Source organism: Bradyrhizobium genomosp. III (assembly GCF_000261705.1).
Lineage (GTDB): Bacteria > Pseudomonadota > Alphaproteobacteria > Rhizobiales > Xanthobacteraceae > Bradyrhizobium > Bradyrhizobium ottawaense.
The window spans coordinates 1-23249 of sequence record NZ_AJQF01000437.1; the positions used below are offsets into that span (position 1 = coordinate 1).

General features: G+C 65.2%; 17 protein-coding genes. 9 read left to right on the forward strand and 8 right to left on the reverse strand.

Going from position 1 to position 23249, the window contains the following annotated elements; genetic code table 11:
- A partial coding sequence (locus IC66_RS0134670) for a phosphoenolpyruvate carboxykinase (ATP) (protein WP_038950724.1) occupies positions 1-384 on the forward strand: 384 nt, incomplete at its 5' end.
- An 81-nt stretch (positions 385-465) separates the two neighbouring features.
- Here IC66_RS0134670 and IC66_RS0134675 read toward each other — a convergent pair.
- Complete coding sequence (locus IC66_RS0134675) at positions 466-1713, reverse strand: helix-turn-helix domain-containing protein (protein WP_244429210.1); 1248 nt, start codon at positions 1711-1713, stop codon at positions 466-468.
- Here IC66_RS0134675 and IC66_RS0134680 point away from each other — a divergent pair.
- Both IC66_RS0134680 and IC66_RS0134685 read left to right on the forward strand, forming a co-directional pair.
- Complete coding sequence (locus tag IC66_RS0134680; RefSeq protein WP_038950726.1) at positions 1688-3328, forward strand: flavin-containing monooxygenase; 1641 nt, start codon at positions 1688-1690, stop codon at positions 3326-3328. The two genes, IC66_RS0134675 and IC66_RS0134680, sit on opposite strands and share 26 nt — an antisense overlap.
- Positions 3329-3384: 56 nt before the next feature.
- Complete coding sequence (locus tag IC66_RS0134685) at positions 3385-4578, forward strand: serine hydrolase domain-containing protein (RefSeq protein WP_038950727.1); 1194 nt, start codon at positions 3385-3387, stop codon at positions 4576-4578.
- Positions 4579-4615: 37 nt separating this feature from the next.
- Here IC66_RS0134685 and IC66_RS0134690 read toward each other — a convergent pair whose 3' ends face one another.
- Both IC66_RS0134690 and IC66_RS0134695 read right to left on the reverse strand, forming a co-directional pair.
- Entirely contained in the window at positions 4616-5431 is an 816-nt protein-coding gene (locus tag IC66_RS0134690) for an acyl-CoA thioesterase (RefSeq protein WP_038950728.1), read from the reverse strand.
- A 191-nt stretch (positions 5432-5622) separates the two neighbouring features.
- Entirely contained in the window at positions 5623-8139 is a 2517-nt protein-coding gene (locus IC66_RS0134695) for a glycogen/starch/alpha-glucan phosphorylase (RefSeq protein ID WP_028139817.1), read from the reverse strand.
- Positions 8140-8342: 203 nt separating this feature from the next.
- On the opposite strand from IC66_RS0134695, the gene IC66_RS0134700 reads away from it, so the two are divergent.
- Positions 8343-8588 (forward strand): hypothetical protein, encoded by a 246-nt coding sequence (locus IC66_RS0134700; protein WP_028139818.1) that lies wholly within the window; start codon positions 8343-8345, stop codon positions 8586-8588.
- A gap of 36 nt (positions 8589-8624) precedes the next feature.
- On the opposite strand, the gene IC66_RS0134705 is transcribed toward IC66_RS0134700, so the two are convergent.
- On the reverse strand, positions 8625-9488 hold the full coding sequence (locus IC66_RS0134705) for a LysR family transcriptional regulator (RefSeq protein WP_028139819.1): 864 nt from the start codon (positions 9486-9488) through the stop codon (positions 8625-8627).
- A gap of 97 nt (positions 9489-9585) precedes the next feature.
- Here IC66_RS0134705 and IC66_RS0134710 point away from each other — a divergent pair, with 97 nt between their 5' ends.
- Positions 9586-10497 (forward strand): DMT family transporter, encoded by a 912-nt coding sequence (locus IC66_RS0134710; RefSeq protein WP_038950729.1) that lies wholly within the window; start codon positions 9586-9588, stop codon positions 10495-10497.
- Positions 10498-10630: 133 nt separating this feature from the next.
- Here IC66_RS0134710 and IC66_RS0134715 read toward each other — a convergent pair whose 3' ends face one another.
- The 4 genes from IC66_RS0134715 to IC66_RS0134730 all read right to left on the reverse strand — a co-directional run bounded on the left by IC66_RS0134715 (position 10631) and on the right by IC66_RS0134730 (position 17038).
- Positions 10631-11401: a TIGR02186 family protein gene (locus IC66_RS0134715; RefSeq protein WP_028139821.1), complete on the reverse strand. Its 771-nt coding sequence runs from the start codon at positions 11399-11401 to the stop codon at positions 10631-10633.
- A complete protein-coding gene (locus IC66_RS0134720) occupies positions 11398-12315 on the reverse strand; it encodes a sulfite exporter TauE/SafE family protein (RefSeq protein ID WP_028139822.1) in 918 nt (305 codons plus the stop codon). Before IC66_RS0134720 ends, IC66_RS0134715 begins: the two co-directional genes overlap by 4 nt.
- 316 nt (positions 12316-12631) lie before the next feature.
- Positions 12632-16150: a tetratricopeptide repeat protein gene (locus IC66_RS0134725; protein WP_038950730.1), complete on the reverse strand. Its 3519-nt coding sequence runs from the start codon at positions 16148-16150 to the stop codon at positions 12632-12634.
- A gap of 294 nt (positions 16151-16444) precedes the next feature.
- Positions 16445-17038, reverse strand: a complete 594-nt coding sequence (locus IC66_RS0134730) for a PadR family transcriptional regulator (protein WP_028139824.1) — start codon at positions 17036-17038, stop codon at positions 16445-16447.
- A gap of 202 nt (positions 17039-17240) precedes the next feature.
- Between IC66_RS0134730 and IC66_RS0134735 the strand changes: the two genes are divergently transcribed.
- From IC66_RS0134735 to IC66_RS0134750, 4 genes are all read left to right on the forward strand, one after another.
- Complete coding sequence (locus IC66_RS0134735) at positions 17241-17624, forward strand: nuclear transport factor 2 family protein (protein WP_028139825.1); 384 nt, start codon at positions 17241-17243, stop codon at positions 17622-17624.
- Positions 17625-17726: 102 nt separating this feature from the next.
- Complete coding sequence (locus IC66_RS0134740) at positions 17727-19517, forward strand: acyl-CoA dehydrogenase C-terminal domain-containing protein (RefSeq protein ID WP_038950731.1); 1791 nt, start codon at positions 17727-17729, stop codon at positions 19515-19517.
- A gap of 72 nt (positions 19518-19589) precedes the next feature.
- Complete coding sequence (locus IC66_RS0134745) at positions 19590-20798, forward strand: acetyl-CoA C-acetyltransferase (RefSeq protein WP_038950732.1); 1209 nt, start codon at positions 19590-19592, stop codon at positions 20796-20798.
- A gap of 151 nt (positions 20799-20949) precedes the next feature.
- Complete coding sequence (locus IC66_RS0134750; protein ID WP_038950733.1) at positions 20950-23163, forward strand: FAD-dependent oxidoreductase; 2214 nt, start codon at positions 20950-20952, stop codon at positions 23161-23163.
- The last annotated feature ends 86 nt before the right edge of the window (positions 23164-23249 follow it).

The following is a 23249-nucleotide window of genomic DNA, read 5'->3' on the forward strand; positions in this document are numbered from 1 at the left end:
GGCAACATGCTGCGCGACCTCATCGCCCAGCACAATGTCGATTGCTGGCTGGTCAATACGGGCTGGACCGGCGGCAAGTATGGTGTCGGCTCGCGCATGCCGATCAAGGTGACGCGTGCGCTGCTCACCGCCGCGCTCGACGGGTCGCTTCGCAACGTCGAATTCCGCACCGACAAGTACTTCGGCTTCGCGGTCCCGACCGCGCTGCCCGGCGTGCCGGCCGAGATCCTCAACCCGGTCAACACCTGGAAGGACAAGGACGAGTTCGACAAGACCGCCCGCGCGCTGGTCGGCATGTTCCAGAAGAACTTTGCCAAGTTCGAAGCCCAGGTGGACGCCGAGGTGCGCGCCGCCGCGCCGGACGTGAAGCTCGCGGCGGAGTAAGTTCTCGCAAGATGTGATTGACGTGAAAGGGCGGCTTGATCAGCCGCCCTTTCTTTTGCGGCCTGAGCATCGTCAGGCTGCCTAGCCTGTGCATTGCTTGCGATATTCTGCGGGAGTCGCACTCATATGCCTGCGAAAGATCCGGTTGAGATGGCTCTGGTCGGAGAATCCGCTCAACAGGGCGATCTCCTTCAGTGCAAGCCGGTCCTTGCGCAGATGTTCGCAGGCGCGCTTCACCTTGCGGGTGAGGACGTAGGCGTGCGGGCGCATGCCATAATGCACCTGAAACTTGCGGGTGAACTGCACCGGCGTGCAGTTGCAGATGTTGGCCAGTTCGTCGAGCGTGATATTCCGGAAGATGTTCTGCTCGATATAGTCCTCGATCATCCGCGCATGCGCCGGCCTGAAGCGCCCTTGCGCACAGGGCAGCTTGAACTGCACTGAGGCATATTTTCGCAGGATGTGGACGCTCGCCTGAAGTGCCATGGCGTCGTAGCAGAGCCGGCCGCCCGGACCTCCTGCGGAAACCTCCTGCACCATCTGGTCAGCAATCCAGGTCAGGACCGGATCCTCGATCCTGAGCAGATCATGAAGCTCGACGCTTTCGGTATCCCGGTCAAAAGCCTCGCTTGCGGTCTTCGCCATGAGACTAGGCGAGATGTAGAAATGACTGACTTCGAGGTCATGGCACCATCGCCAGTTCGAAGCTTCCGCGCGCGTCAGCAGCGTCGTGACGCCGCGGCCGACATGATCCTGCTTCCAGGATCCGGTCACGCGGCGTTTCATGGCCGTGGTCCCTTCGCGATAGATTACGATCAGAAAGTTATCGGACGGCGGCACCCAGATATCGGATGGCGCATAGCGGAACACGCGCAGCCGAAAATCGGCTTTTCCCACCGCCGAACTGTCCAGCATCATTTCGCCGGGAGCATAGCGTGGCAGCTCCTCGACCGTGATGAACTGCCCCATCGCGCGAGCCTCCTCCCTGGAGTTTTGGCGGGTCGACTGCTTGTTGTTCTCATTGGCCGATCGGCAAGGCAGCAGCATAGGCCGGATTTGCCATTTGCCAAGCGAGCTCGGGCGAGGTCGGCGCCGGCCTCCGGCTTCATTCAAAGGATTGTCGGTTTTGTTCAAGCCGGGAATGCAGCCCGCCTCATAGCCTCCCTCGCGTTCCGGGCAAGTGCGGAAGAACGGTGAAAAGCCGCAAGCGCTCGCGGGACCGACAAATGACGCGATGCACGACCATCCGATCACACGACGGGTGAGGAAGGCCGCGCGCTCTGGGAAGAGCCAGGAGGGAAAAATGGCAGAAACGGCGACCAAACCCAATGGAAGCAATGGCGCGCATGTAACGGCGAAATTCGACGCGGTGGTTGTTGGAGCCGGCGTCGCCGGGCTCTATCAGCTCTACCGTTTGCGCGAACAGGGATTGAAGGTCAGGGCCATTGACGCGGGCGCAGGCGTGGGCGGCACCTGGTATTGGAATCGCTATCCCGGCGCCCGCTTCGATTCAGAGAGCCACATCTACCAGTATCTGTTCTCCGAGGAGCTCTACAAGGGATGGAGCTGGAGCGAGAAATTCCCCGGCCAGCCGGAAATCGAGCGCTGGCTCAACTACATCGCCGACCGCCTCGATCTGCGCAAGGACATCCAGTTCGGGACGATCGTCAAAAGCGCCCATTTCAACGAAGCCACACAGCGCTGGCTGGTCACGACCGACAGGGGTGACGTGATCGACACCCAGTTTCTGATCACCTGTTGCGGCATGCTCTCCGCCCCGCACGTATCGTTTCCGGGACAGGAGACGTTCAAGGGGCAGCTGTTCCACACGGCGCGCTGGCCCAAGGAGCCGGTCGAATTCGGCGGCAAGCGCGTCGGCGTTATCGGCAACGGCGCAACCGGCATCCAGGTCATCCAGACGATCGCCGGCGAGGTCGGTCATCTGAAAGTCTTTGTTCGCACGCCGCAATACATGATTCCGATGAAGAATCCCAAGTACAGCGAGGAAGATGCGGAGGCCTACAAGTCGAAATTCCAGCATCTCACGGAGCGCCTGCCGCATACCTTCACCGGATTCGAATATGATTTCGAGCACGCCTGGGCCGGCCTGACGCCGGAGCGGCGCCGGGAGGTGATCGAGGATTGCTGGAACGACGGCTCCCTGAAGCTTTGGATATCGTCCTTCGCCGAGTTGTTCTTCGACGCCGAGGTCAACGCCGAAATCTCGGGCTTCGTGCGCGAGAAGATGCGCGAGCGACTGAAGGATCCAAAGCTGTGCGATGCCTTGATTCCGGCCGACTACGGTTTCGGGACGCATCGGGTGCCACTGGAGCAGAACTTCCTCGAAGCCTTCCATCGCCCCAATGTCGAGATCGTCAGCGTCAAGGCCAATCCGATCGAACGCGTGACACCCACGGGTATCCAGACCGCGGACGGGACGATCCACGAGCTCGACGTCATCGTTCTGGCGACTGGATTCGACGCCGGAACCGGCGCGTTGACGCGCATCGATATCAGGGGCCGCGGTGGGCGGTCGCTGAAGGAGGATTGGAGCAAGGATATCCGCACCACGATGGGCCTGCAGGTTCACGGCTATCCGAACCTGTTCACGACTGCGGTGCCGCTGGCTCCGTCGGCTGCGCTCTGCAACATGACCACCTGTCTCCAGCAGCAGGTCGAATGGATCGACGATTGCATCAGGTTCGTGCGTACGAAGAACCTGAAGGTGGTTGAGCCGACCAAGGATGCCGAAGACGGATGGGTGGCGCATCACGATGAGATCGCCAATGCGACGCTGATCGCGAAGACCAATTCCTGGTACCTGGGCTCGAACGTCGAAGGCAAACCGCGCCGCGTTCTGTCCTATTGCGGGGGCGTCGGCGCCTATCGGCAGAAATGCAACGAGGTCGCTGCCAGCGGCTACCAGGGTTTTACCATGAATTGAGTGCTCGCGAGGCGCTGCGTCGACGGAATTCATCCAGTACAAACGGGAGGACAAAAATGAGCACGAATTTCGGTGCCGCCGCAGACGCCGTTCTCGGCGGCGTCGTCACATCCACGCCGCGTGTGCCCGGCGTCGTCGCGATGGTGACGAACCGCGATCGCAACATCTACGAAGGCGCAGCGGGGAAAAGGCGTGTCGACCAGCCAGCCGAGATGACGACCGACAGCATCTTCGCCATCTTCTCCACGACCAAGGCGGTCACCGGCACGGCCGTGCTGCAACTCGTCGAAGAGGGCAAGCTCGATCTCGACGCACCGGCCAAGCGCTACGCTCCGGACATCGGCAAGCTCCAGGTCATCGAGGGCTTCGATGCCGCGGGTGAGCCGATGCTGCGGGCGCCCAAGCGGGACATCACCACGCGGATGCTGATGACGCATACCGCCGGTCTCAGCTACGACTTCATCAACCACACCTACAACCGCCTGGCCGAGGAGAAGGGCCAGCCCAGCGTCATCACCGCTTCCAAAGCCTGCCTGATGACGCCGCTGCTGTTCGATCCGGGCGAGCGTTGGGACTACGGCACCAATCTCGACTGGTGCGGCCAAATCGTCGAGGCCATCGCCGGGCGCCGGCTTGGAGAGGTTTTCAATACGCGCATCTTCGAGCCGCTCGGAATCAAGAGCATGACCTTCGAGCTGACCGACGCCATGCGCAGCAAACTGGCGGGGATCCACGCGCGCGGCGCCGACGGCTCGTTGACGCCGATGGATTTCGAGCTCCCCGCCAAGCCTGAAGTGCATATGGGTGGCCACGGCCTTTACGGCACGGTCGGCGACTACATGCGTTTCATCCGGATGTGGTTGAATGACGGTGCCGGCGAGCATGGCCGCGTGCTGAAGGCGGAGACCGTGCGCATGGCGGAGAAGAATCATCTCGGAGACAAGAAGGTGACACCGATCACCGGCGTCATCCCGGCGCTGTGCAATGATGCCGAGTTCTTCCCGGGCCAGTCAAAGTCCTGGGCGCTCTCATTCATGATCAACGACCAGGAAGCACCCACCGGGCGTCCCGCCGGCGCCCTCGGCTGGGCGGGCCTTGCCAATCTGTTCTATTGGATCGACCGGCAGAACGGGTTCGGCGGGTTCTGGGCCACGCAGATTCTTCCGTTCGGCGATCCAACGTCGTTCATCGGTTACATGAATTTCGAGACGGCGTTTTATCAGAGCCTGAGGCAGCGAATGGCGGGTTAGGAACCCCGGCAAGAACGGGACGAGGGGTGGCGAGAGCTCACGCCTTGAAATACGCGATCTGTGTCGAGGTCGCGAGCAGCCTTCCGTTCGGCGACCACAGCTCGGCGTTCTGGTCGGCGTAGCTCTTGTGCATGATCTTCGAATCGGCGGTGGCCAGCACGCGCGTGATGTCCTCAGCCGCGAGCTCGTCGCTGTCGGTGTGGAAATAGGTCGTCAGCGACACCGTGCCGAACGGCACCAGCTCGCGCCGAGCGTGGAAGATGCGGCCGAAGAAGGCGTCCGACATCGACATCAGCGACAGCATGTCGAGCTTGCGCGGCGTGCGGTCGCTGATCCAGATCTTCGAATAGGTGCTGGCGGGCTCGGCCTGCTGCGGGCCGATCCGCATCTCGCCCTCGACGAAGCGAAACTCGTACTGGTTGGCCCAGGACGCCGCGATCTTCGGGAACGGCAGCGTCGCTTCGAACGGCTTTGCATCGGGATATTGCGCCACCCGGTGCTCCCAGGACGGCCGGCGCTCGGCGAACACCGCGGTGGCGAGCGTTGCGACCTCGCCGCCGCCTTGGCTGAGCTCGACGCTCCAGTGCTGGCTGGAGCGGTTGGCCTTCACCAGCCGCACGTCGAGATCGAACGGCCCCTTGGCGATCGGCGCGCAATAATTGACCGTGAGGGCGAGCGGATCGCCGGCGCGTTCCGGATGGTCGATCAGCGCGCGCAAAATGGTCGCGGCGGTGGCGCCGCCGAACGGGCCGACGAAGGCCCAATAATCGTCGCTGGTGTGCCCCTGCCAGCTGGAGTCGCCGGCGGTGACGCGGGTGGCGTCGTCGAAGGGGTGCGGGAGCTTGGCGTGCATGTGTGTTTCCGTCTGTCATTCCGGAGCGATGCGACGGGACCGCGTAGCGCGGCCCAGAGCATCGAACCCGGAAGCTCGAGATTCCGGGTTCGGCTCTGCGAGCCGCCCCGGAATGACGGTCGTCATATCACAGCCATTGCCCGGATGCGCAATTACGTATCGAGTAACCGCGCTTCCACGCCGCGGAAAAATCAGCCCGCGGCGTCGCGCAGGTTCGGCAGCAGCGGCGTGGTCGGATTGACCGGCACGTTCCAGATCTCCTCGGCGTATTCGCGGATGGTGCGGTCGGAGGAGAACCAGGCCATGCGCGCGACGTTGAGGATGGAGGCGCGGGTCCAGGCCGGCGAGACCAGCCAGCGCGCATCGACGCTGCGCTGCGCCTCGTAATAGGAATCGAAATCGGCGCTGACCATGTAATGGTCGAGATAGCGCAGCGCGTGCGCGATCGACTCGAAACGTCCGGGGTCGCCGGGCGAGAACTCGCCGGTGCCGATCGCATTGATGGCGCGCTGCAGCTTCGGCGAATTGAGGATCAGGTCGGAGGCGTCCAGCCCCTGCTTGCGCCGGATCATCACGTCGCCGGCCTCCATGCCGAAGATCGCGATGTTCTCGGCGCCGACATGGTCGCGGATCTCGATATTGGCGCCGTCGAGCGTGCCGATGGTGATGGCGCCGTTCAGCGCCAGCTTCATGTTGCCGGTGCCGGACGCTTCCATGCCCGCGGTCGAGATCTGCTCGGACAGGTCGGCCGCGGGAATGATCACTTCGGCGAGGCTGACATTGTAATCGGGCAGGAACACCACCTTGAGCTTGCCGCCGATCGTGGGGTCGTTGTTCACGACCTCCGCGACGTCGTTGATCAGCTTGATGATCAGTTTTGCGTAGCGGTAGCTCGCGGCAGCCTTGCCGGCGAAGATCTTCACCCGCGGCACCCAATTGCCGGTTGGATCGTCCTTGATCGCCTGGTACAGCGCGACGGTCTCGATGACATTGAGGAGCTGGCGCTTGTATTCGTGGATGCGCTTGATCTGCACGTCGAACAGCGCGGTCGGGTCGACCTTGATGCCGAGCCGTTCGCCGATCAGGCGCGCCAGCGCGGTCTTGTTGTGAAGCTTGACGCTGCGGAACTTCTTCTGGAATTCGACGTCGCTGGCGCGCGCTTCGATCAGCGAGAGCTGGGTCGGATCGTCGAGCACCGCCTCGCCGCAGGTCTCGCGCAACAGATCGGTCAGCTTCGGGTTCGCCAGCATCAGCCAGCGGCGGAAGGTGATGCCGTTGGTCTTGTTGGTGATGCGGCCGGGATAGAGATGGTTGAGGTCGTGGAACACGGTCTCACGCATCAGGTCCGAATGCATGCCCGAGACGCCGTTGATGCGGTGCGAGCCGACGAAGGCGAGCTGGCCCATGCGCACGCGGCGCCCGCTCTTCTCGTCGATCAGCGAGACCGAGGCGCGGAAGTCGATGTCGCCGGGGCAGCGCGCTTCGGCCAGCGCCAGATGCTGCACGTTGATGCGGTAGATGATCTCGAGATGCCGCGGCAGCAGCCGCTCGAACAGCTCGACCGGCCAGGTCTCCAGCGCCTCGGGCAGCAGCGTGTGGTTGGTGTAGGAGAGGGTGGCGACCGTGATCTTCCAGGCCTCGTCCCAGCGGAAATTGTGCAGATCGACGAGGATCCGCATCAGCTCGGTGACGGCGAGGCTCGGATGGGTGTCGTTGAGCTGCACCGCGACCTTGGACGACAGGCTGCGCAGCTGGCCGTCGGACGCAAGGTGTCGCTTGACGAGATCCTGAAGCGAGGCCGAGACGAAGAAATATTCCTGGCGCAGGCGCAGCTCGCGGCCTGCCGGGCTCTCGTCGTTCGGATAGAGGAATTTGCAGATCGCTTCCGCGCGCGACTGCTCGGCGGTGGCGCTGACATAGTCGCCCTTGTTGAAGGCATCGAGCTTCAACGGATCGGGCGAACGGGCCGACCACAGGCGGAGCGCGTTGACGTGCTGGCCCCGCCAGCCGACGATCGGCGTGTCATAGGCGATCGCCTGCACGGTCTCGCCCGGATGCCAGATCGCGCGGTCGCGGCCCTTGTCGTCGACATGCTCGACGCCGCCGCCGAAATTGATGTCGTAGATCACTTCGGGCCGCTGCAATTCCCAGGGATTGCCGAAGCTCAGCCATTCGTCGGGATATTCCTGCTGCCAACCCTGGTTGATGATCTGGCGGAACAGGCCGTAATCATAGCGGATGCCGTAGCCGATCGCGGGGATCGACAGCGTCGCCATGCTCTCCATGAAGCAGGCGGCGAGGCGCCCGAGGCCGCCATTGCCGAGCGCGGCGTCCGGCTCGCATTTGCGCAGCTCTGGCAGCGAGACACCGAGATCGCCGAGCGCGACCTCGAAGATCTTGAGCAGGCCCATGTTGTTGAGCGCATCGGTGAAGAGACGGCCGATCAGGAATTCGAGCGAGAGATAATAGACGCGCTTGCGGCCCGCGTCGTAGCTGTGCTTCTCGGCTGTGAGCCAGCGATGCACGACGCGGTCGCGCAGCGCCAGCGCCGCGGCCTGGTACCAGTCGTGCCTGGTCGCCATGCCGGCATCCTTGCCGATGGCAAGGCGCAGCTTCGCCAGGATCGCGCCCTTGATCTCAGCCAGCGCGAGCTCGTCGATCGGCTGGCCGGGGGCGGGAAAACTGGGCTGGAACGATTGATCTTGCAAAGCCGTCACTTCCTGGTCGAACACACTACTAACCCTACGCGTCTTGCCCCTGCACCGGAACTGTCGCCGATGCGGCCTTGCACTGCGCTGGCGTAAATTTATGCAAGGAACGGGCCGATTTGGGAACCCGGGCGAGCACGGAGAAACCGGGATTCAGTGCTAGATTGCGGATCAATTCAGCCATCAGTGTGGAGAACATTCCCATGAGACTGCTGACGCGACTCCTGATCGAAATCGCCGCGGCTGCCCTGCTCGTCGTCTGCATCAGCACCCTCAGTGCCGCGTTTGCCGCCGGCAAGCCCGGTCGCAGCGCCGACGGCCTGACCTGCGGTTTCACGGTCCCGCAGAATGCCTCGCCCGCGGCCCGCTGCGCCGCCATCAAGCGCCAATGCGGCGGCAAGTTTTACGCGAATGCGTGCGGCGACAGGCTGATGTCCGCGGTGAATTGAGAGGCGGGCCGCAACGCTCGCGAATCTGGGCCGCCTTCAAGCCGCTTTGGCCTGCACCGCATCGCAAAACTCGGCGAGACGATCCGCAAGCCGCAGCGTTGCCGGGCTCGCATCGGGCGAGGCCATCAGTGCGACCTCGGTCTTGTTGATCGGCGCAAAACCGTCTTTCGCCGTCAGCACGCGGTGGTCGGACTGGATCGACATTTCCGACAAGATGCTGAGGCCCATGCCGGCGGCGACCGCGGCCTGGATGCCGGAGAGGCTCGACGAGGAATAGGCCATGTGCCAGGCGCGGCCGACGCTTTCCAGCGCGTGGATGGCGCCGGCACGATAGAGGCAGCCGGTCGGAAAACCGATCAGCGGCACGGATGCGGCATGGACATCGACCGGATGGCCCTTGCTGGTGACCCAGTGCACGCGCTCCGGCCAAACCGCGATGGCGCCTTTCTCGCCGGCCGCACGCTTGAATAGCGCCACGTCTAGCTCGCCGCGTTCGAGGTCGCGCGCCAGATGCTTGCTCTGGTCGGCGCGCACGTCGAGCCGCAGGCCCGGATGCGAGCGCGAGAACGCGCCCAGTAATTTGGTCAGCCGGTACGCCGCGAAATCTTCGGGGATGCCGAGCCGGATTGCGCCTTCGCCATCCGGCTGGCGCAGCACGTCGCGCGCCTCCTCGGCGAGCGAGAGCAAACGCCGCGCGTAAGAGAGCAGCCGCTCGCCGGCCTCGGTCGGGCGCACATTCTTGCCGTCGCGGTGCAGCAGCACCTGGCCGATATCGTCCTCCAGCCGCTTGATCTGCTGGCTGACGGTCGACTGCGTGCGATGGACGCGCTCGCCGGCGCGGGTGAAGCCGCCGGCCTCGACCACCGAGACGAAGCTGCGCAGCAGCTCGAGATCGAGCATAGCCGCCTCCATTCGAAAATCCACTGATAGCGAGTTAATCATTTAATTTCCAAATGACAAGCGGGCTCCCTAGATCGAGGCTCAGGAGAATGCCCCCATGTCGCTCGCCCCCTCGATTCCCGTTCCGCGCAGCCGCTTCAACACGCTGCCGCTCGCCATTGGCCTGTTCTGCCTGCTCTGGAGCTACGCCTTCGTCGCCGGCAAGATCGGCGTCACCCATTGCCCGCCGCTGATCCTGCTCGCCGCGCGCTTCTCGCTCGCCGGCATTTTGATCCTGGGCGCCACGCTGATCCGCGGCGACAGCTGGTCGTTAACCTGGCGCGATGCGGCGATCTTCGCCGTACTTGGGATTGCCAACAACGCGCTCTATCTCGGGCTCGGCTACACCGGCCTGCAATCGGTCTCCGCCGGCCTCGGCGGCCTGATCGTCTCGGCCAATCCGGTCTTCACCGCGGCGCTCGCGACTCTGCTGCTCGGGGAAGGCATGACCTGGCGCAAGGCCGGCGGCCTGCTGCTCGGCATCACCGGCGTGACCCTGATCGTCTGGCATCGCCTGTCGGTCGGCACGGATTCCCTGCATGGCATCGTCTTCACGCTGGCTTCGCTCGCCTCGCTCGTTGCCGGCACCATCCTGTTCAAGCTGCTCGCGCCGAAGGGATCCTTGTGGATCGGCAACGGCGTGCAGAACCTTGCCGCCGGCATCGTGCTGACGCCGGTCGCGTTCACCTTCGCCGACGTGCATGCGATCGATGTCACGCCGAGCCTGCTCGGCGCCTTCGCCTTCCTCGTGCTGGGGGGCTCCATCCTCGCCTATTGGCTCTGGTTTCATCTCCTGAAAGTGTGCGGCGCCACCGCCGCCAGCGCCTATCATTTCCTGATGCCGCCGCTCGGCATGCTGTTCGCGTATCTCGTGCTCGGCGAGCACGTCGAGGCGCGCGATCTGCTCGGGATCATTCCAGTCGCGCTCGGCATCTATCTGGTGACGCGGCCGGCGAAGGCGGCCGCCTAGAAGCTGTCATTCCGGGGCGAGGCGAAGCCTCGAGCCCGGAATCCATCGGGCACCAACTCCGCGGATGAATGGATTCTCAGGTGCGCAATTGCGCACCGGAGCTCGCGCTGCGCGCGCCCCGGAATGACAGCGGCTAATCCTTCCGGAACACGATCGACGCCATCCACCCCGTCATCAGCGCCATCGCGGCGGTGACGAGACCGTAGATCAGCCCGTTCTGCCTGGCGGTGGTGGCGACGAATTGCTCGAAGCCGACTTTGACGATCTCGAACGCGGTCTCGGTCTTGCCGATGAACGCGCCGTTCGCAAACAGTCTGATCTCGACCTCGTAGGTGCCGATCGGCACCTCCGCCGGCAGCGGAATGCCGGTGCGAAACAGGGTCGGCGTCAGGAACGTGACGGCGCTCGGATCCTCGCGATAGAGCCCGCGCTGGGTGCGCAGGCGGATGAAGGCCGAGCGGAATGCGTCGTTCGGCACCACGTCGGCATAATCGCCGCCGACCCGCTGCGTCAGCAGCACGTTGTTCAGCCCGATCTGCTGCCGCCGCGCGATCTCGGGCGAGGTGATCGCCTCAAAGGGACGGTTGGCGAACAGCGCCAGATAGCTCGGCACCTGCAGGAACTGCCGGTAGTCGGTGTTGATCCAGATGCCGAAGGTGCGCTCCTTGCGCCGCGTCATCATGTCGGCGCGCGGGCCCATCACGGTGACGACGAGATCATATGCGGTGCGATCGGCGGGCGTCGTCGCGTCCTTCTCCACCGAGCCGAACAGCACCAGCTCCTCGCCGGAATAGTTCGGTGTCACCGTGACGCGGTGGTTGGACACCGAGACGATCAGCCGCTCGGCGCGCGCGGCTGATCCGAGCAGCAGGGCGAGCAGGAGTGCGAGAGCTGCGCGCATCATCCGCTCACCCCCAGCTCGCGGATGGTGAAGAGATCCTCCGGCCGGATCACCAGCTCGATCGCGAAGCGGATTCCGACTGAGAGGATCAGGAGGCCCAGCAGCAGCCGCAGCTGCTCGCCGCGGATCTTCTGGCCGGCGCGGACGCCGAACTGCGCGCCGGTAACGCCGCCGACCATCAGGATCAGCGCCAGCACGGCGTCGACGAGGTGATTGGTCACCGCATGCAGCATGGTCGCGAACAGCATCGTGACGAGCGTCAGGACCATCGAGGTCCCGATCACCGTCGAGGTCGGCACCCTCAGCAGATAGATCATGATCGGCACCAGGATGAAGCCGCCGCCGATGCCCATGATGGCGCCGATGAAGCCGATCATGATGCCGACGATCACCACGGGGATGACGGAGAGATAGATCTTCGAGCGCTTGAAGCGCATCTTCAGCGGCAGGCCGTGGATCCAGTTGTGGGTGCGGCGTGGCGGCAGCGCGCCGCGGCGGGTCCGCATCAGCGCGCGCAGGCCTTCCGAGAACATCAGGCTGCCGACGGTGCTGAGCAGCACCACGTAGGAGAGCGCGATCATCAGATCGAGCTGGCCGAGCGCGCGAAGCTGCGTGAAGGTCCACACGCCGAGCGCCGTGCCGGTCACGCCGCCGCAGAGCAGGACGCTCGCCAGCGCCGGATCGATCGCGCGCCGCCGCCAGTAAGACAGCGCGCCGGAAAACGAGGAGGCTGCAATGTGGCTCGTGACGGAGGCGACCGCGACCGCCGGCGTGATGCCGATGAAGATCAGCAGCGGCGTCATCAGGAAGCCGCCGCCGATTCCGAACATCCCCGAGACGAAGCCGACCGCGGCGCCCATGGCGAGCACCAGGAAGACGTTGACGGGAAGATCGGCGATCGGAAGATAGAGCTGCATCGAAGAACCATACGCCGGCGAGACGGATCGATTGTCGCGGAATGCTCGCGGGAAGGTCGGAACGGTTGCCGCGCCCCTCAATAGCGGAATTTGCGGTTGGGAGGGACCGGGAATTTCGGGCGTGGTGAATGGGCTAAGAGGGATCAGATCACTGCTTCGCTGTGAGGCGAGGATTCCGCCACATTCGCCGCTGTCATGCCCCGGCTTGACCGGGGCACCAGTACGCCGCAGCTTCTCCGTATCCAACCGACGTCTCTGGAATACCGGGTCGCCCGGTCAAGCCGAGCGACGACAGAGAAAGCGTACTAAACCGCCCTTAATGTGCTGCCGAGGCCGAGCGCTTGGTCGCGACTTGCTTCGGCGCCGGCTTTGCATTCGCCTGCGGCGCGCTGTCCCAGCCGCCATTCGGGGCCGGAACGTTGACGGCGTCGTCGGGCTGCGGCTCGGCGCTGAAGGTCTGGATCGCGAGCTTGGCGGCGGCGAGCGATTGCGGGTCGAGACGCTTGGCGACGTCGTCGCGCTTGCCGGAGGCGTCCGCATCACCCTGGGCAGCTGCGAGGCTGAACCATTTGTAGGATTCGGCGAGGTTCTGTTCGACGCCGATGCCGCGGGCATAGAGGATGCCGAGGTTGAACTGGCTGTCGGCAACGCCGCGATCGGCGGCCTTGCGGAACCATTGCGCCGCGCTCTTGTAGTTGGCGCCGCGTCCGCCGCCGTCGGCGTCGAGCACCGCGAGATTGTGCTTCGCCTTGGCGTTGCCGCGCTCGGCGGCCTGGGTGTAGTAGCGGCGGGCGATGTCGGCGTCCTTCTTCACGCCGAGCCCCTTTTCGTAGAGCGTGCCGAGGCGGAAGGTCGCGGGCACCACGCCGGCCTGCGCCGCGCGGTCGTACCATTTGGCCGCTTCGTCGTAATTGGTGGCAACTCCCTTGCCTTCGGCAAAGCGCAAGCCGATCTCGTAGGCCGCGGTCGCATCGCCCTTCATCGCGGCGGTGCGCAGCACCGGGCCGCCGATGCCGTCAGGCAGCTTTTCGCTCGGCGGCACCTGGATCATGCTGAGCTTGGCGCGGCTCGTGCCCGACAGCGCGCCGGTGACGTCGCTGCTCGCGGCAGGCGGCGGCACAGAGGCGGCGGGCGCCGGCGGAATCTCAACCGAGGCCGAGCTGGCCGGGCCGGGCGCGGGAGCAGGCGGCGCGGGGTTGTTCTGGGATTGCCGTCCGATCGGCGTCGGCGAGGTCATCGATGGCGTGACCTGCTCGGGCGTGGCGGGCTTGTTCTCGATCACGGGCGGCGGCGGAGCCTGCGGCGCGGGCTGGCTCAACGTATTGTCCATGGCCTGCGGCGCCGGCGGCGGGGGGGCCTCGAGCAGGTTCATCGCCATCTTGAAGGTGCCGAGCACGATCACGACCACGCTCGCGCCGACCAGCAGCGAGCGGATCTTCGAGGTGATGGTCGAGCTGCCGTCCTTGCCCTTGTCCTTGCCGCGATCGGCGCCGGCCTTCGCACCACCTTTGGCGCCGCGTGCCGGCTTTTCCGGCTGCGCGGCGGCGGCCTGGGCGGCGCGGCGGGCGGCCGCGATGAAGCTCGACGACGACACCGGCTCTTTCGGCGCAGCGGGAATGTCGCTGATCGCGCTCTCGGAGGCGGCGATGCGCTCCGATGGCGTGGCGAGGCGTCCGCCCGGCCGTGTGCCCGGCTCGAGCGGATGATCCGGCGGTAATTCCGGCGCGAGCGCGGTGCGCGCGGGCGCCGTGTGCGGCTCCAGGATCTCGCTGATCGCGCGCGGCGGCACCGGTGGTGCCGATGGCACCGGCGGCGGCGCGGCAGGGGCGGCGGCATGGAATTCACGCGGCGCGGCGGAGAAAGCGGCTTGGGCGAAGGCGCCTTGGGCCTGTTGCGGCGCGTGGGCCTGCTGCTGCGCGGCGGGGTTGGGCAGCTCCGGCTTCGGATCGTATTTCGGCTGCTGCTGGGCTTGCGGCCGCGGCTCGCGCGCCATCGGCGGCGCGGGCTCCATGGGAGCGGCCATCGGCATGGGCATTGGCGCGGGGGCCGGCGGCGCGGTGCGCACCGCGCGCAGATCGCCCTCGATCATGGAGAGGCGGTCGACGACATGGCCGAGCGCGCTATGGACGGCGTCGAGCGAATCCTGCGTGCTGCGGTTGGTCTCGGCCTGGCTGAAGCGGATGTCGGACAGCTCGCGCTTGACCAGATCGACCATTCCGGAATCGGCCGGGGCAACGGAGCTGCGGCTCTCGGCCAGCGCGGAATAGGTCGCCTGCTGCCGCTCGAGGTGACGCAGGATGTCGTGCAGCCCGTCCTCGACGCGGCTCAAATTGCCGTTGCGCGGATCGGCGGCGGCTTCGATCCGCTCCAGCAAATACGAGACGCGCTGTTCGAGATGCGCAAAGGTCGAGGCCGAATCGTTGCCGACCTGCATGCGGTCGAAGCGGTCCGACAGCGCGCGGATCGCGGATTCCAGGTGCTCGGTGCTCTCGGCCGGCTGAGGCCGCTCGCGCGTTTCCAGCGCCGCGGTGAGCGCCGCAATGCGCTGCTCCAGCACCGCGAAGCTGGCGCCCTGGCCGGAGGCGCGGGTGACCTGGTCGACCTTGGACGACAGCAGCTGCACGTCTTCGGACAGGCGTGCCAGCGCTTCGTTGGACGCGACGTTGGAGACGATGCCGCGCAGTGCCGTGATCGCGCCTTCGAGCTGGCGCACCGTCGAGGGATCGTCATTGGCGCGCAGGATCAGGTCGAGCTTGGCGCCGAGATTGCGGATCGCCTCGTCATAGCCGGTGAGCTGCTCGGCCGGCGTCAGCGTGCGCAGCACCTGCTTGATGTCGGACAGCGCGTGCTCGATGCCCGACAGGACCTGGCCGTCGGTGCCGTTGGAACGCGTCTCGTCGATCCGGCGGTGCAGCGAGCGGATCTCGTTCTCGATCGATTCGATCGCGCGCCGCGGCATCGCCTCGGTGATGGCGGCGCGGATCTCGGCAAGCTCGCTGCGGAAGGCGTTGATCGCCTGCTCGGTATTGTCGGGGCGCTGCAGCGACTCGATCTGGCTCGTGATCTTGAGCAGATGGCGCTCGAGCGCGGAAAAATCCGGCCCCGGCTGCGGTGGCGGCGGAGCATAGGCAGGCGCGGGTGGCGCCATCGGAGGTGCGTAAGGAGCGGCCCAGGGCGCAGCATTGGGCGCGATCGAGGGCGCGGCGCGCGGCGGCATTTGCCGCGGCGTGAAGCCGTCGAGCTCGCTCTGCCGCGCGGTGATCTCGGCGACGGCGACGTCGAACGAAGCGGGGCTCAGGGGCGGGGAGTTGCGATAGACCTGCGCTGCCGCGCGCTCGACCGCATCGGCCTGGCGCTGGCGCGTGTCGGCCGGCGCCGGGCGCTGAGCCGGGGGCTGCTGCGGTTGAGGCTGCTGCGGCCGGGAGATTTGCGACAGCCGCGCATCGAGCCGCGAGATCGCATCGTTGAGCTGGCGCGCGACGCCCTGCTCGCGCGCGACGTCTGGCCGCGAAGGGTCCTGTCGGGACGAATCCTGTCGTGAAGAGTCTTGGCGCTGCGCGGGCTTGGAGATCCGTTCGATCTGCTGGGTGATCGCGTCGAGCCGCTGGTGGATGTCGGCGACTTCGCGGCTTTCCTGGCTCAGTCCCCGGGTTTGAACGTGCGGGGCTTGCGGACGCTGGTCGTAAGATTCGCGAAAGTTAGGGGGAGCAGTCTCGCCGAGGGTGGAGTTCAGCCAATCGTTGAGTGACATGCCGGCGCGACGCGCAGCAGCTTCGGCCCGCTCCCGGACGGATGGATCGATGCCGTCAACACTCCACGATACGCGCGAATTCATGACTCTGTCCGGTTCCGACTCCGGCGCCCCACCCGGCGCCTCCAGCCTTCCCTCGCGTGCCGGTTGCAAAGACAATCGGATTTGGCGCGGGTCGTCTGCCTCGAAAACCGACTTTTTCCTGTTACGGTAAATAACGGGTTAAGGAACGCGTCGCCGGTGTCTTAAAGTTGGGCGGGGGGAACCAACGATGCTCGTCATGCCCGGGCTTGTCCCGGGCATCCACGTTCTTCGGTGTCGCGCGATAGGTCGTGGATGGCCGGGACAAGCCCGGCCATGACGGTGAGGAGGCGGCTACTAGCCTCCGCCCTTCTCGCGCTTGCCCTCGTCCAGCGGCACCACCGTGGCCTTGCCGGTCATCGCCGACAGCGCATCGAGCGCCTCTTCGCAGAAGTCGGCGACCATCTGTTCGTGACGGGCGCCGAGCCGGAGCAGGAGCAGGTTGCCGAGATCGAGCCGGCCTTCCGCCGTTCCCTCCGGGAAGCGCTTCTTCAGGATGCGTTCGTAATTGGCGTGGCGGTCGCGGTGGTGCTCCAGGCGGGCCATCAGGTCGGTGCGCAGCGGCTCGATGTCGATGCTGTCGAGCGCATGGAGGCGGACCAGGAGATCGTCCTTGGTCGAGGCTGGCGTGCTTGGTCGCGCGGCCCAGTGCCGCAGCGCTGTTCGCCCCTCCGGAGTGAGCGTATAAACCAGCTTGTTGGGCTTGCCCGATTGCACGACCTCGCGGCCCTGGATGTGGCCGCGGTCGCGCAGCTTGGAGAGCTCGCGGTAGATCTGCTGGTGGTCGGCTTTCCAGAAGAAGCCGATCGAGGAGTCGAATGTCTTGGCGAGCTCGTAGCCCGTCATGGGGCGTTCCGTCAGGCATGCGAGGATTGCGTCGCCCAGTGCCATGACCGGCCTCCTTCTTCTCTTCGACCCGAACCAATCGGCTTGACTTTATGCGCATTGGCGCATATGCGTCAATGTGCATATGAGGCGATCAGGGACGGGCTGAAGATCCGACCCGAAAAACCCAGCGGAATCAATCAGCACGCTACTGTGCATGGGGTTGTTTTCGAGATTTTTGCCAAGGCCTTTAGGGAGGCACCCGAGAATGACCGGCCTCGACTCCTGGTACGGCTACATGAAGTCCCACGACCGCACCGCGCTTTGGGACTTGCTTCATCCCGACGCTGTCTTCGAAAGTCCCGTCGTGCATTCGCCGCAGCGCGGGCGCGACATCACATTCAAATACCTTTCCAGCGCCGAGAAGGTGCTCGGCGGCCCCGGCTTCACCTATGTCGGTGAGTGGACGCGCGAGCGCGGCGCCGTGCTCGAATTCAAGACCATGATCGACGGCATCGAGATCAACGGCGTCGACATCATCAGCTTCGATGCCGAGGGACGCATCACGCATTTCAAGGTGATGGTGCGTCCGCTCAAGGCGATCAACATGCTGCACCGCCTGATGGCGGAGCAGTTGGCCGCCCAATCATGACCCTGCCCTGAGGTTGCAGAACCCGCTAAGCTCGCGGGCAAGGCTGCGCCGCAGGACCGTTCAGAGAATTCCACCACTTCAAGCCCATGCCGGGAGACCGCAATGCCGATCTACAAAGCCCCCGTCGAAGACGTGAACTTCCTGCTCAACGACGTCTTCCAGATCGACCGCTACGACAATCTCGCCGGCTTCTCCGATGCGTCGAGCGATGTGCGCGAAGCCATTTTGGGTGAAGCCGCCAAGCTCGCCGAAGAGGTGCTGCAGCCGCTCAATCGCGTCGGCGATCTCGAAGGCTGCAAGCGCACTGATGACGGCAACGTCACCACGCCGAAGGGCTTCAAGGACGCGTTCAGGCAGGTCGCCGAAGGCGGCTGGCTCGGTCTGTCGGCGCCGACCGAGTTCGGCGGGCAGGGCCTGCCGGTGACGCTGAGCCAGGCCGTCAACGAATTCCAGATCTCCGCCAACATGGCGTTCTCGATGTATGGCGGCCTCACCATGGGCGCGACCGCGGCACTGATCGTTCATGGTTCGCCCGAGCAGAAGAAGACCTACGTGCCGAAGATGGTCGCCGGCGAATGGACCGGCACCATGAACCTGACCGAGCCGCATTGCGGCACCGATCTCGGCATGCTCCGCACCAAGGCGGTGCGCCAGGCCGACGGCAGCTTCAAGATCACCGGCACCAAGATCTTCATCTCGGCCGGCGAGCATGATCTTGCCTCCAACATCATCCACCTCGTGCTCGCCCGCATCGAGGGCGCACCCGCCGGCATCAAGGGCGTGTCGCTGTTCGTGGTGCCCAAGTTCCTTGTGAATCCGGATGGCTCAGTCGGTGCCCGCAACGGCGTCGTCTGCGGCTCGATCGAGCACAAGATGGGCATCCACGGCAATTCGACCTGCGTGATGAACTACGACAGCGCCACCGGCTGGCTGATCGGCGAAGAGAACAAGGGCATGCAGGGCATGTTCGTGATGATGAACGAGGCGAGGCTCGGCGTCGCCGTGCAGGGCCTCGCGCAGTCCGAGGTCGCCTATCAGAACGCGGTCGCCTATGCCCGCGAGCGCATCCAGGGTCGCTCGCTCACCGGCGTCAAGGCGCCGGACAAGCAGGCCGACCCGATCATCGTGCATCCCGACGTGCGCCGCACGTTGCTCTCGATCCGCGCCTTCAACGAAGCCGCGCGGGCCTTCGTGATGTGGACCGCGCTGAAGAGCGACGTCGCCCACCGCTCCGAAGACCCCAAGGACCGCCAGGCCGCCGACGATCACATGGGCCTGATGACGCCGGTGCTGAAGGGTTTCCTCACCGATTACGGTTTTGCCAACGCGGTGCAGGCGCAGCAGATGTATGGCGGCCACGGCTACATCGCCGAGCAGGGCATGGAGCAGTTCGTGCGCGATGCCCGCATCGCCATGATCTATGAAGGCGCCAACGGTATCCAGGCGCTCGACCTCGTCGGCCGCAAGCTGCCGCGCGACGGTGGCCGCGCCATCATGGCCTTCTTCGGCGAGGTCATGGCCTTCGCCAAGGAGAACGGCGGCGACGAGGCGCTCAAGCCCTTCATCGCGCCGCTCTCGGCCTCGCTCGGCCATCTCCAGCAGGCCACGACCTGGCTGATGCAGAACGCGATGGCGAAGCCTGACAATGCCGGCGCCGCCGCAACTGATTACCTGCATCTGTTCGGGTTCGTCGCGCTCGGCTACATGTGGGCGAAGATGGCGAAGGTGACGAATGCCAAGATTGCCGAGAGCGGGGCCACGCCCTATCTCTCCACCAAGCTCGTCACCGGTCGTTTCTTCATGGAGCGGATGCTGCCGGAGACCGCCGCCAATCTCGCGCGCATCCAGGCCGGCTGCGCCACCATCATGGAATTGCCGGCGGAAGCGTTCTGAGGCTTCCCGCTTCACCAATGATTGCGACCGCGCCGCGGTCGCCACCAACATAACTGCAATCAGGAGGCTCCCATGGCAGATGCCTATATCTACGATCACGTCCGCACCCCCCGCGGCCGCGGCAAGGCTGACGGTTCGTTGCACGAAGTGACCGCGCTCGCGCTCGCCACCGTGCCGCTGAAGGCGCTGAAGGACCGCAACAACCTGCCGCAGGATTCCGTCGACGACGTCATCCTCGGCGTGGTCGATCCGGTCGGCGAAGCCGGCTCCGACATCGCGCGCTTTGCCGCACTGAAGGCAGGTCTCGGCGAAGCCGTGCCCGGCGTGCAGATCAGCCGCTTCTGCGCCTCCGGCCTCGATGCCGTGAACTTCGCCGCCGCGCAGGTGATGAGTGGCCAGCATGAGCTGGTGATCGGCTGCGGCGCGGAATCGATGAGCCGCGTCGGCATCGGCGCCTCCGGCGGTGCGTGGCCGATGGATCCCTCGATGGCGGTGCCGGCCTATTTCATGCCGCAGGGCGTCTCGGCCGATCTGATCGCGACCAAATACGGCTTCTCGCGCGACGACGTCGATGCCTATGCCGTGCAGAGCCAGCAGCGTGCCGCGAAGTCGTGGGAGGAAGGCCGCTTCGACAAATCGATCGTCCCGGTGAAGGACATCAACGGCCTCACCATCCTGGCCAAGGACGAGCATATGCGTCCCTCGACGACGATGCAGTCGCTGGCGCAGCTGCAGCCGTCGTTCACGATGATGGCGCAGATGGGCGGCTTCGACGGTGTCGCGCTGCAGTCGCACCCCGAGATCGAACGCGTCAATTACGTGCACCACGCCGGCAACTCGTCGGGCATCGTCGACGGCGCCGGCGCCGTGCTGCTCGGCAGCAAGGAGGCGGGAGCGAAATACGGCCTGAAGCCGCGTGCAAAAATCCGTGCGTTCGCCAACATTGGCTCCGAGCCCGCGATGATGCTGACCGGCCCGGTCGACGTCACCGAAAAGCTGTTCGCGCGCTCCGGCTTGAAGAAGTCGGACATCGATCTGTTCGAGCTCAACGAGGCCTTCGCCTCGGTCGTGCTGCGCTACATCCAGGCCTTCGACATCGACAACGCCAAGATCAACGTCAATGGCGGCGCCATCGCGCTCGGCCATCCGCTCGGCGCGACCGGTGCGATGATCCTCGGCACCGTGCTCGACGAGCTCGAGCGCACCAACAAGTCCACCGCCCTCGTCACGCTGTGCATCGGCGGCGGCATGGGCACCGCGACCATCATCGAGCGGGTGTAGGTCCGTAGGGTGGGTTAGCCGAAGGCGTAACCCACCTCTTCTGTCTCCGCAGCGAAAGACCGTGGTGGGTTACGCTTCGCTAACCCACCCTACGAGATCTCAAGTCAACCGCCGCGCCTGAGATCGGCTGCGGCACCGAGGAGCAACCAACATGACTTACAAGAATTTCAAGGTTGAGACCGATTCCGACGGCATCGCGCTCGTTACCTGGGACATCCCGGGCCGCTCGATGAACGTGCTCGACGAGACCTCGACCAACGAGCTCGACGCGATCGTCAAGGCGACCACCGCGGATGCCGCGGTGAAGGGCGTCGTCATTACCTCCGCCAAGGAGGCATTCTGCGCCGGCGCCGACCTGTCGATGCTCGAAGGCATGAACCAGGCTTACGCCAAGGTGTTCAAGGAGCAGGGCGAGACCGCCGCGAACCAGATGCTGTTCGACCAGAGCCGCCGCTTCTCGCTGGTGCTGCGCTCGATCGAGACGTCAGGCAAGCCGTGGGCGGCCGCGATCAACGGGCTCGCGCTCGGCGGTGGCTTCGAAATCACGCTGTGCTGCCACTATCGCGTCGCCGCGGAGAATCCCAAGACCCGCCTCGGCCTGCCCGAGGTCAAGGTCGGCCTGTTCCCCGGTGCCGGCGGTACGCAGCGCGTGCCGCGCCTGGTGCCGCCACAGGACGCGATGACGATCCTGCTCAAGGGCGATCCGGTCACGATCGAGAAGGCGAAGGCGCTGAACCTGATCCACGCCATCGTTCCCGCCGCCGACCTCGTCAAGGCCGCGAAGGACTGGATCAAGGGCGGCGGCAAGGCGGTCGCGCCCTGGGACGAGAAGGGCTTCAAGCTGCCCGGCGGCCCGGTGTTCTCCAAGGCCGGCATGATGATGTTCCCGGCGGGAAACGCGATCTATCGCCGCGAGACCTACGACAATTATCCGGCCGCGCGCGCCATCATGAGCTGCGTCTATGAGGGCCTGCAGTTGCCGATCGACGCCGCGCTGCGGGTGGAGTCGCGCTACTTCACCTCGGTGCTGCGCTCGAAGGAAGCGGCCGCGATGATCCGCAGCCTGTTCCTGTCGATGCAGGAGCTCAACAAGGGCGCGCGCCGCCCGAAGGACGTGCCTGCGACCAAGGTGAAGAAGATCGCCGTGATCGGCGCCGGCTTCATGGGTGCGAGCGTCGGCTACGTCTCGGCCCGCGCCGGCCTCGACGTCGTCCTGATCGACCGCGACCAGGAGAGCGCCGACAAGGGCAAGGCCCATGCGCAGAAGGTGATCGAGGAGCAGATCAAGAAGGGCCGGGCCAAGCCCGCGGATGCCGAAGCGCTGCTCGCGCGCATCACGCCCACCGCGGACTATGCGGCGCTGAAGGACGTCGACCTCGTCATCGAGGCCGTGTTCGAGGACCGCAAGGTCAAGGCTGATACCTTCGCCAAGGCGCAGGAGCACATGAAGCCGGACGTGATCTTCGCGTCGAACACCTCGACGCTGCCGATCACCTCCCTGGCCGAGAGCTTCAAGGACCAAGGCAAGTTCGTCGGCATCCACTTCTTCTCGCCGGTCGAGAAGATGATGCTGGTCGAGATCATCAAGGGCAAGAACACCGGCGACCTCGCGCTCGCGACCGCGCTCGACTACGTCCGGCAGATCGGCAAGACGCCGATCGTCGTCAACGACTCCAGAGGGTTCTTCGCCAATCGCTGCGTCGGCCGCTACGTCGCCGAAGGCAACGAGATGTTCCTCGAGGGCGTGCCGCCCGCGATGATCGAGAACTGCGCCAAGATGGCCGGCATGCCGGTCGGCCCGCTCTCGCTCTCCGACGAGGTCGCGCTCGATCTCGGCCTCAAGATCATGAAGGCGACGGAGGCCGATCTCGGCCCCAACGCCATCAATCCAGATCAGAAGAAGCTGATGGTGGAGTTGGTCGAGAAGCAGGGCCGCTTGGGCCGCAAGAACAGCAAGGGCTTTTACGACTATCCCGAGAAGGGCAAGGGTCAGAAGAGCCTGTGGCCGGGCCTCTCGGCCTTGCAGCCGAAGCAGCTCGACCCCGACACGCTCGATATCGAGGAGCTGAAGCAGCGCTTCCTGGTGGTGCAGGCGGTGGAAGCCGCGCGCACGGTCGAGGACCACGTCATCACCGATCCGCGCGAGGCCGATGTCGGCTCCATCCTCGGCTTCGGCTTCGCGCCGTTCACCGGCGGCACGCTGTCCTATATCGACTTCATGGGCACCAAGAAGTTCGTCGAGCTCTGCCACAAGCTGGAAGCGAAGTACGGCTCGCGCTTCACGCCGCCGGAACTGCTCGAGGAGATGGCGGCGAAGGGCGAGACCTTCTACGGCCGCTTCGCGCCGAAGAAGGCGGCGGCCTGACGGGGCGGGCCACGCAGAAACAAAAAGGCCGGATCATCGATCCGGCCTTTCTATTGTGTGCCGAGTATGAGCGACAGCTTGGAGGT

Coding starts and splice junctions, on each gene's coding strand:
- IC66_RS0134680 (WP_038950726.1), top strand. CDS start 1,688: ATGGCAGAAACGGCGACCAAACCCAATGGAAGCAATGGCGCGCATGTA.
- IC66_RS0134685 (WP_038950727.1), top strand. CDS start 3,385: ATGAGCACGAATTTCGGTGCCGCCGCAGACGCCGTTCTCGGCGGCGTC.
- IC66_RS0134690 (WP_038950728.1), bottom strand. CDS start 5,431: ATGCACGCCAAGCTCCCGCACCCCTTCGACGACGCCACCCGCGTCACC.
- IC66_RS0134700 (WP_028139818.1), top strand. CDS start 8,343: ATGAGACTGCTGACGCGACTCCTGATCGAAATCGCCGCGGCTGCCCTG.
- IC66_RS0134705 (WP_028139819.1), bottom strand. CDS start 9,488: ATGCTCGATCTCGAGCTGCTGCGCAGCTTCGTCTCGGTGGTCGAGGCC.
- IC66_RS0134710 (WP_038950729.1), top strand. CDS start 9,586: ATGTCGCTCGCCCCCTCGATTCCCGTTCCGCGCAGCCGCTTCAACACG.
- IC66_RS0134715 (WP_028139821.1), bottom strand. CDS start 11,401: ATGATGCGCGCAGCTCTCGCACTCCTGCTCGCCCTGCTGCTCGGATCA.
- IC66_RS0134720 (WP_028139822.1), bottom strand. CDS start 12,315: ATGCAGCTCTATCTTCCGATCGCCGATCTTCCCGTCAACGTCTTCCTG.
- IC66_RS0134725 (WP_038950730.1), bottom strand. CDS start 16,150: ATGAATTCGCGCGTATCGTGGAGTGTTGACGGCATCGATCCATCCGTC.
- IC66_RS0134730 (WP_028139824.1), bottom strand. CDS start 17,038: ATGGCACTGGGCGACGCAATCCTCGCATGCCTGACGGAACGCCCCATG.
- IC66_RS0134735 (WP_028139825.1), top strand. CDS start 17,241: ATGACCGGCCTCGACTCCTGGTACGGCTACATGAAGTCCCACGACCGC.
- IC66_RS0134740 (WP_038950731.1), top strand. CDS start 17,727: ATGCCGATCTACAAAGCCCCCGTCGAAGACGTGAACTTCCTGCTCAAC.
- IC66_RS0134745 (WP_038950732.1), top strand. CDS start 19,590: ATGGCAGATGCCTATATCTACGATCACGTCCGCACCCCCCGCGGCCGC.
- IC66_RS0134750 (WP_038950733.1), top strand. CDS start 20,950: ATGACTTACAAGAATTTCAAGGTTGAGACCGATTCCGACGGCATCGCG.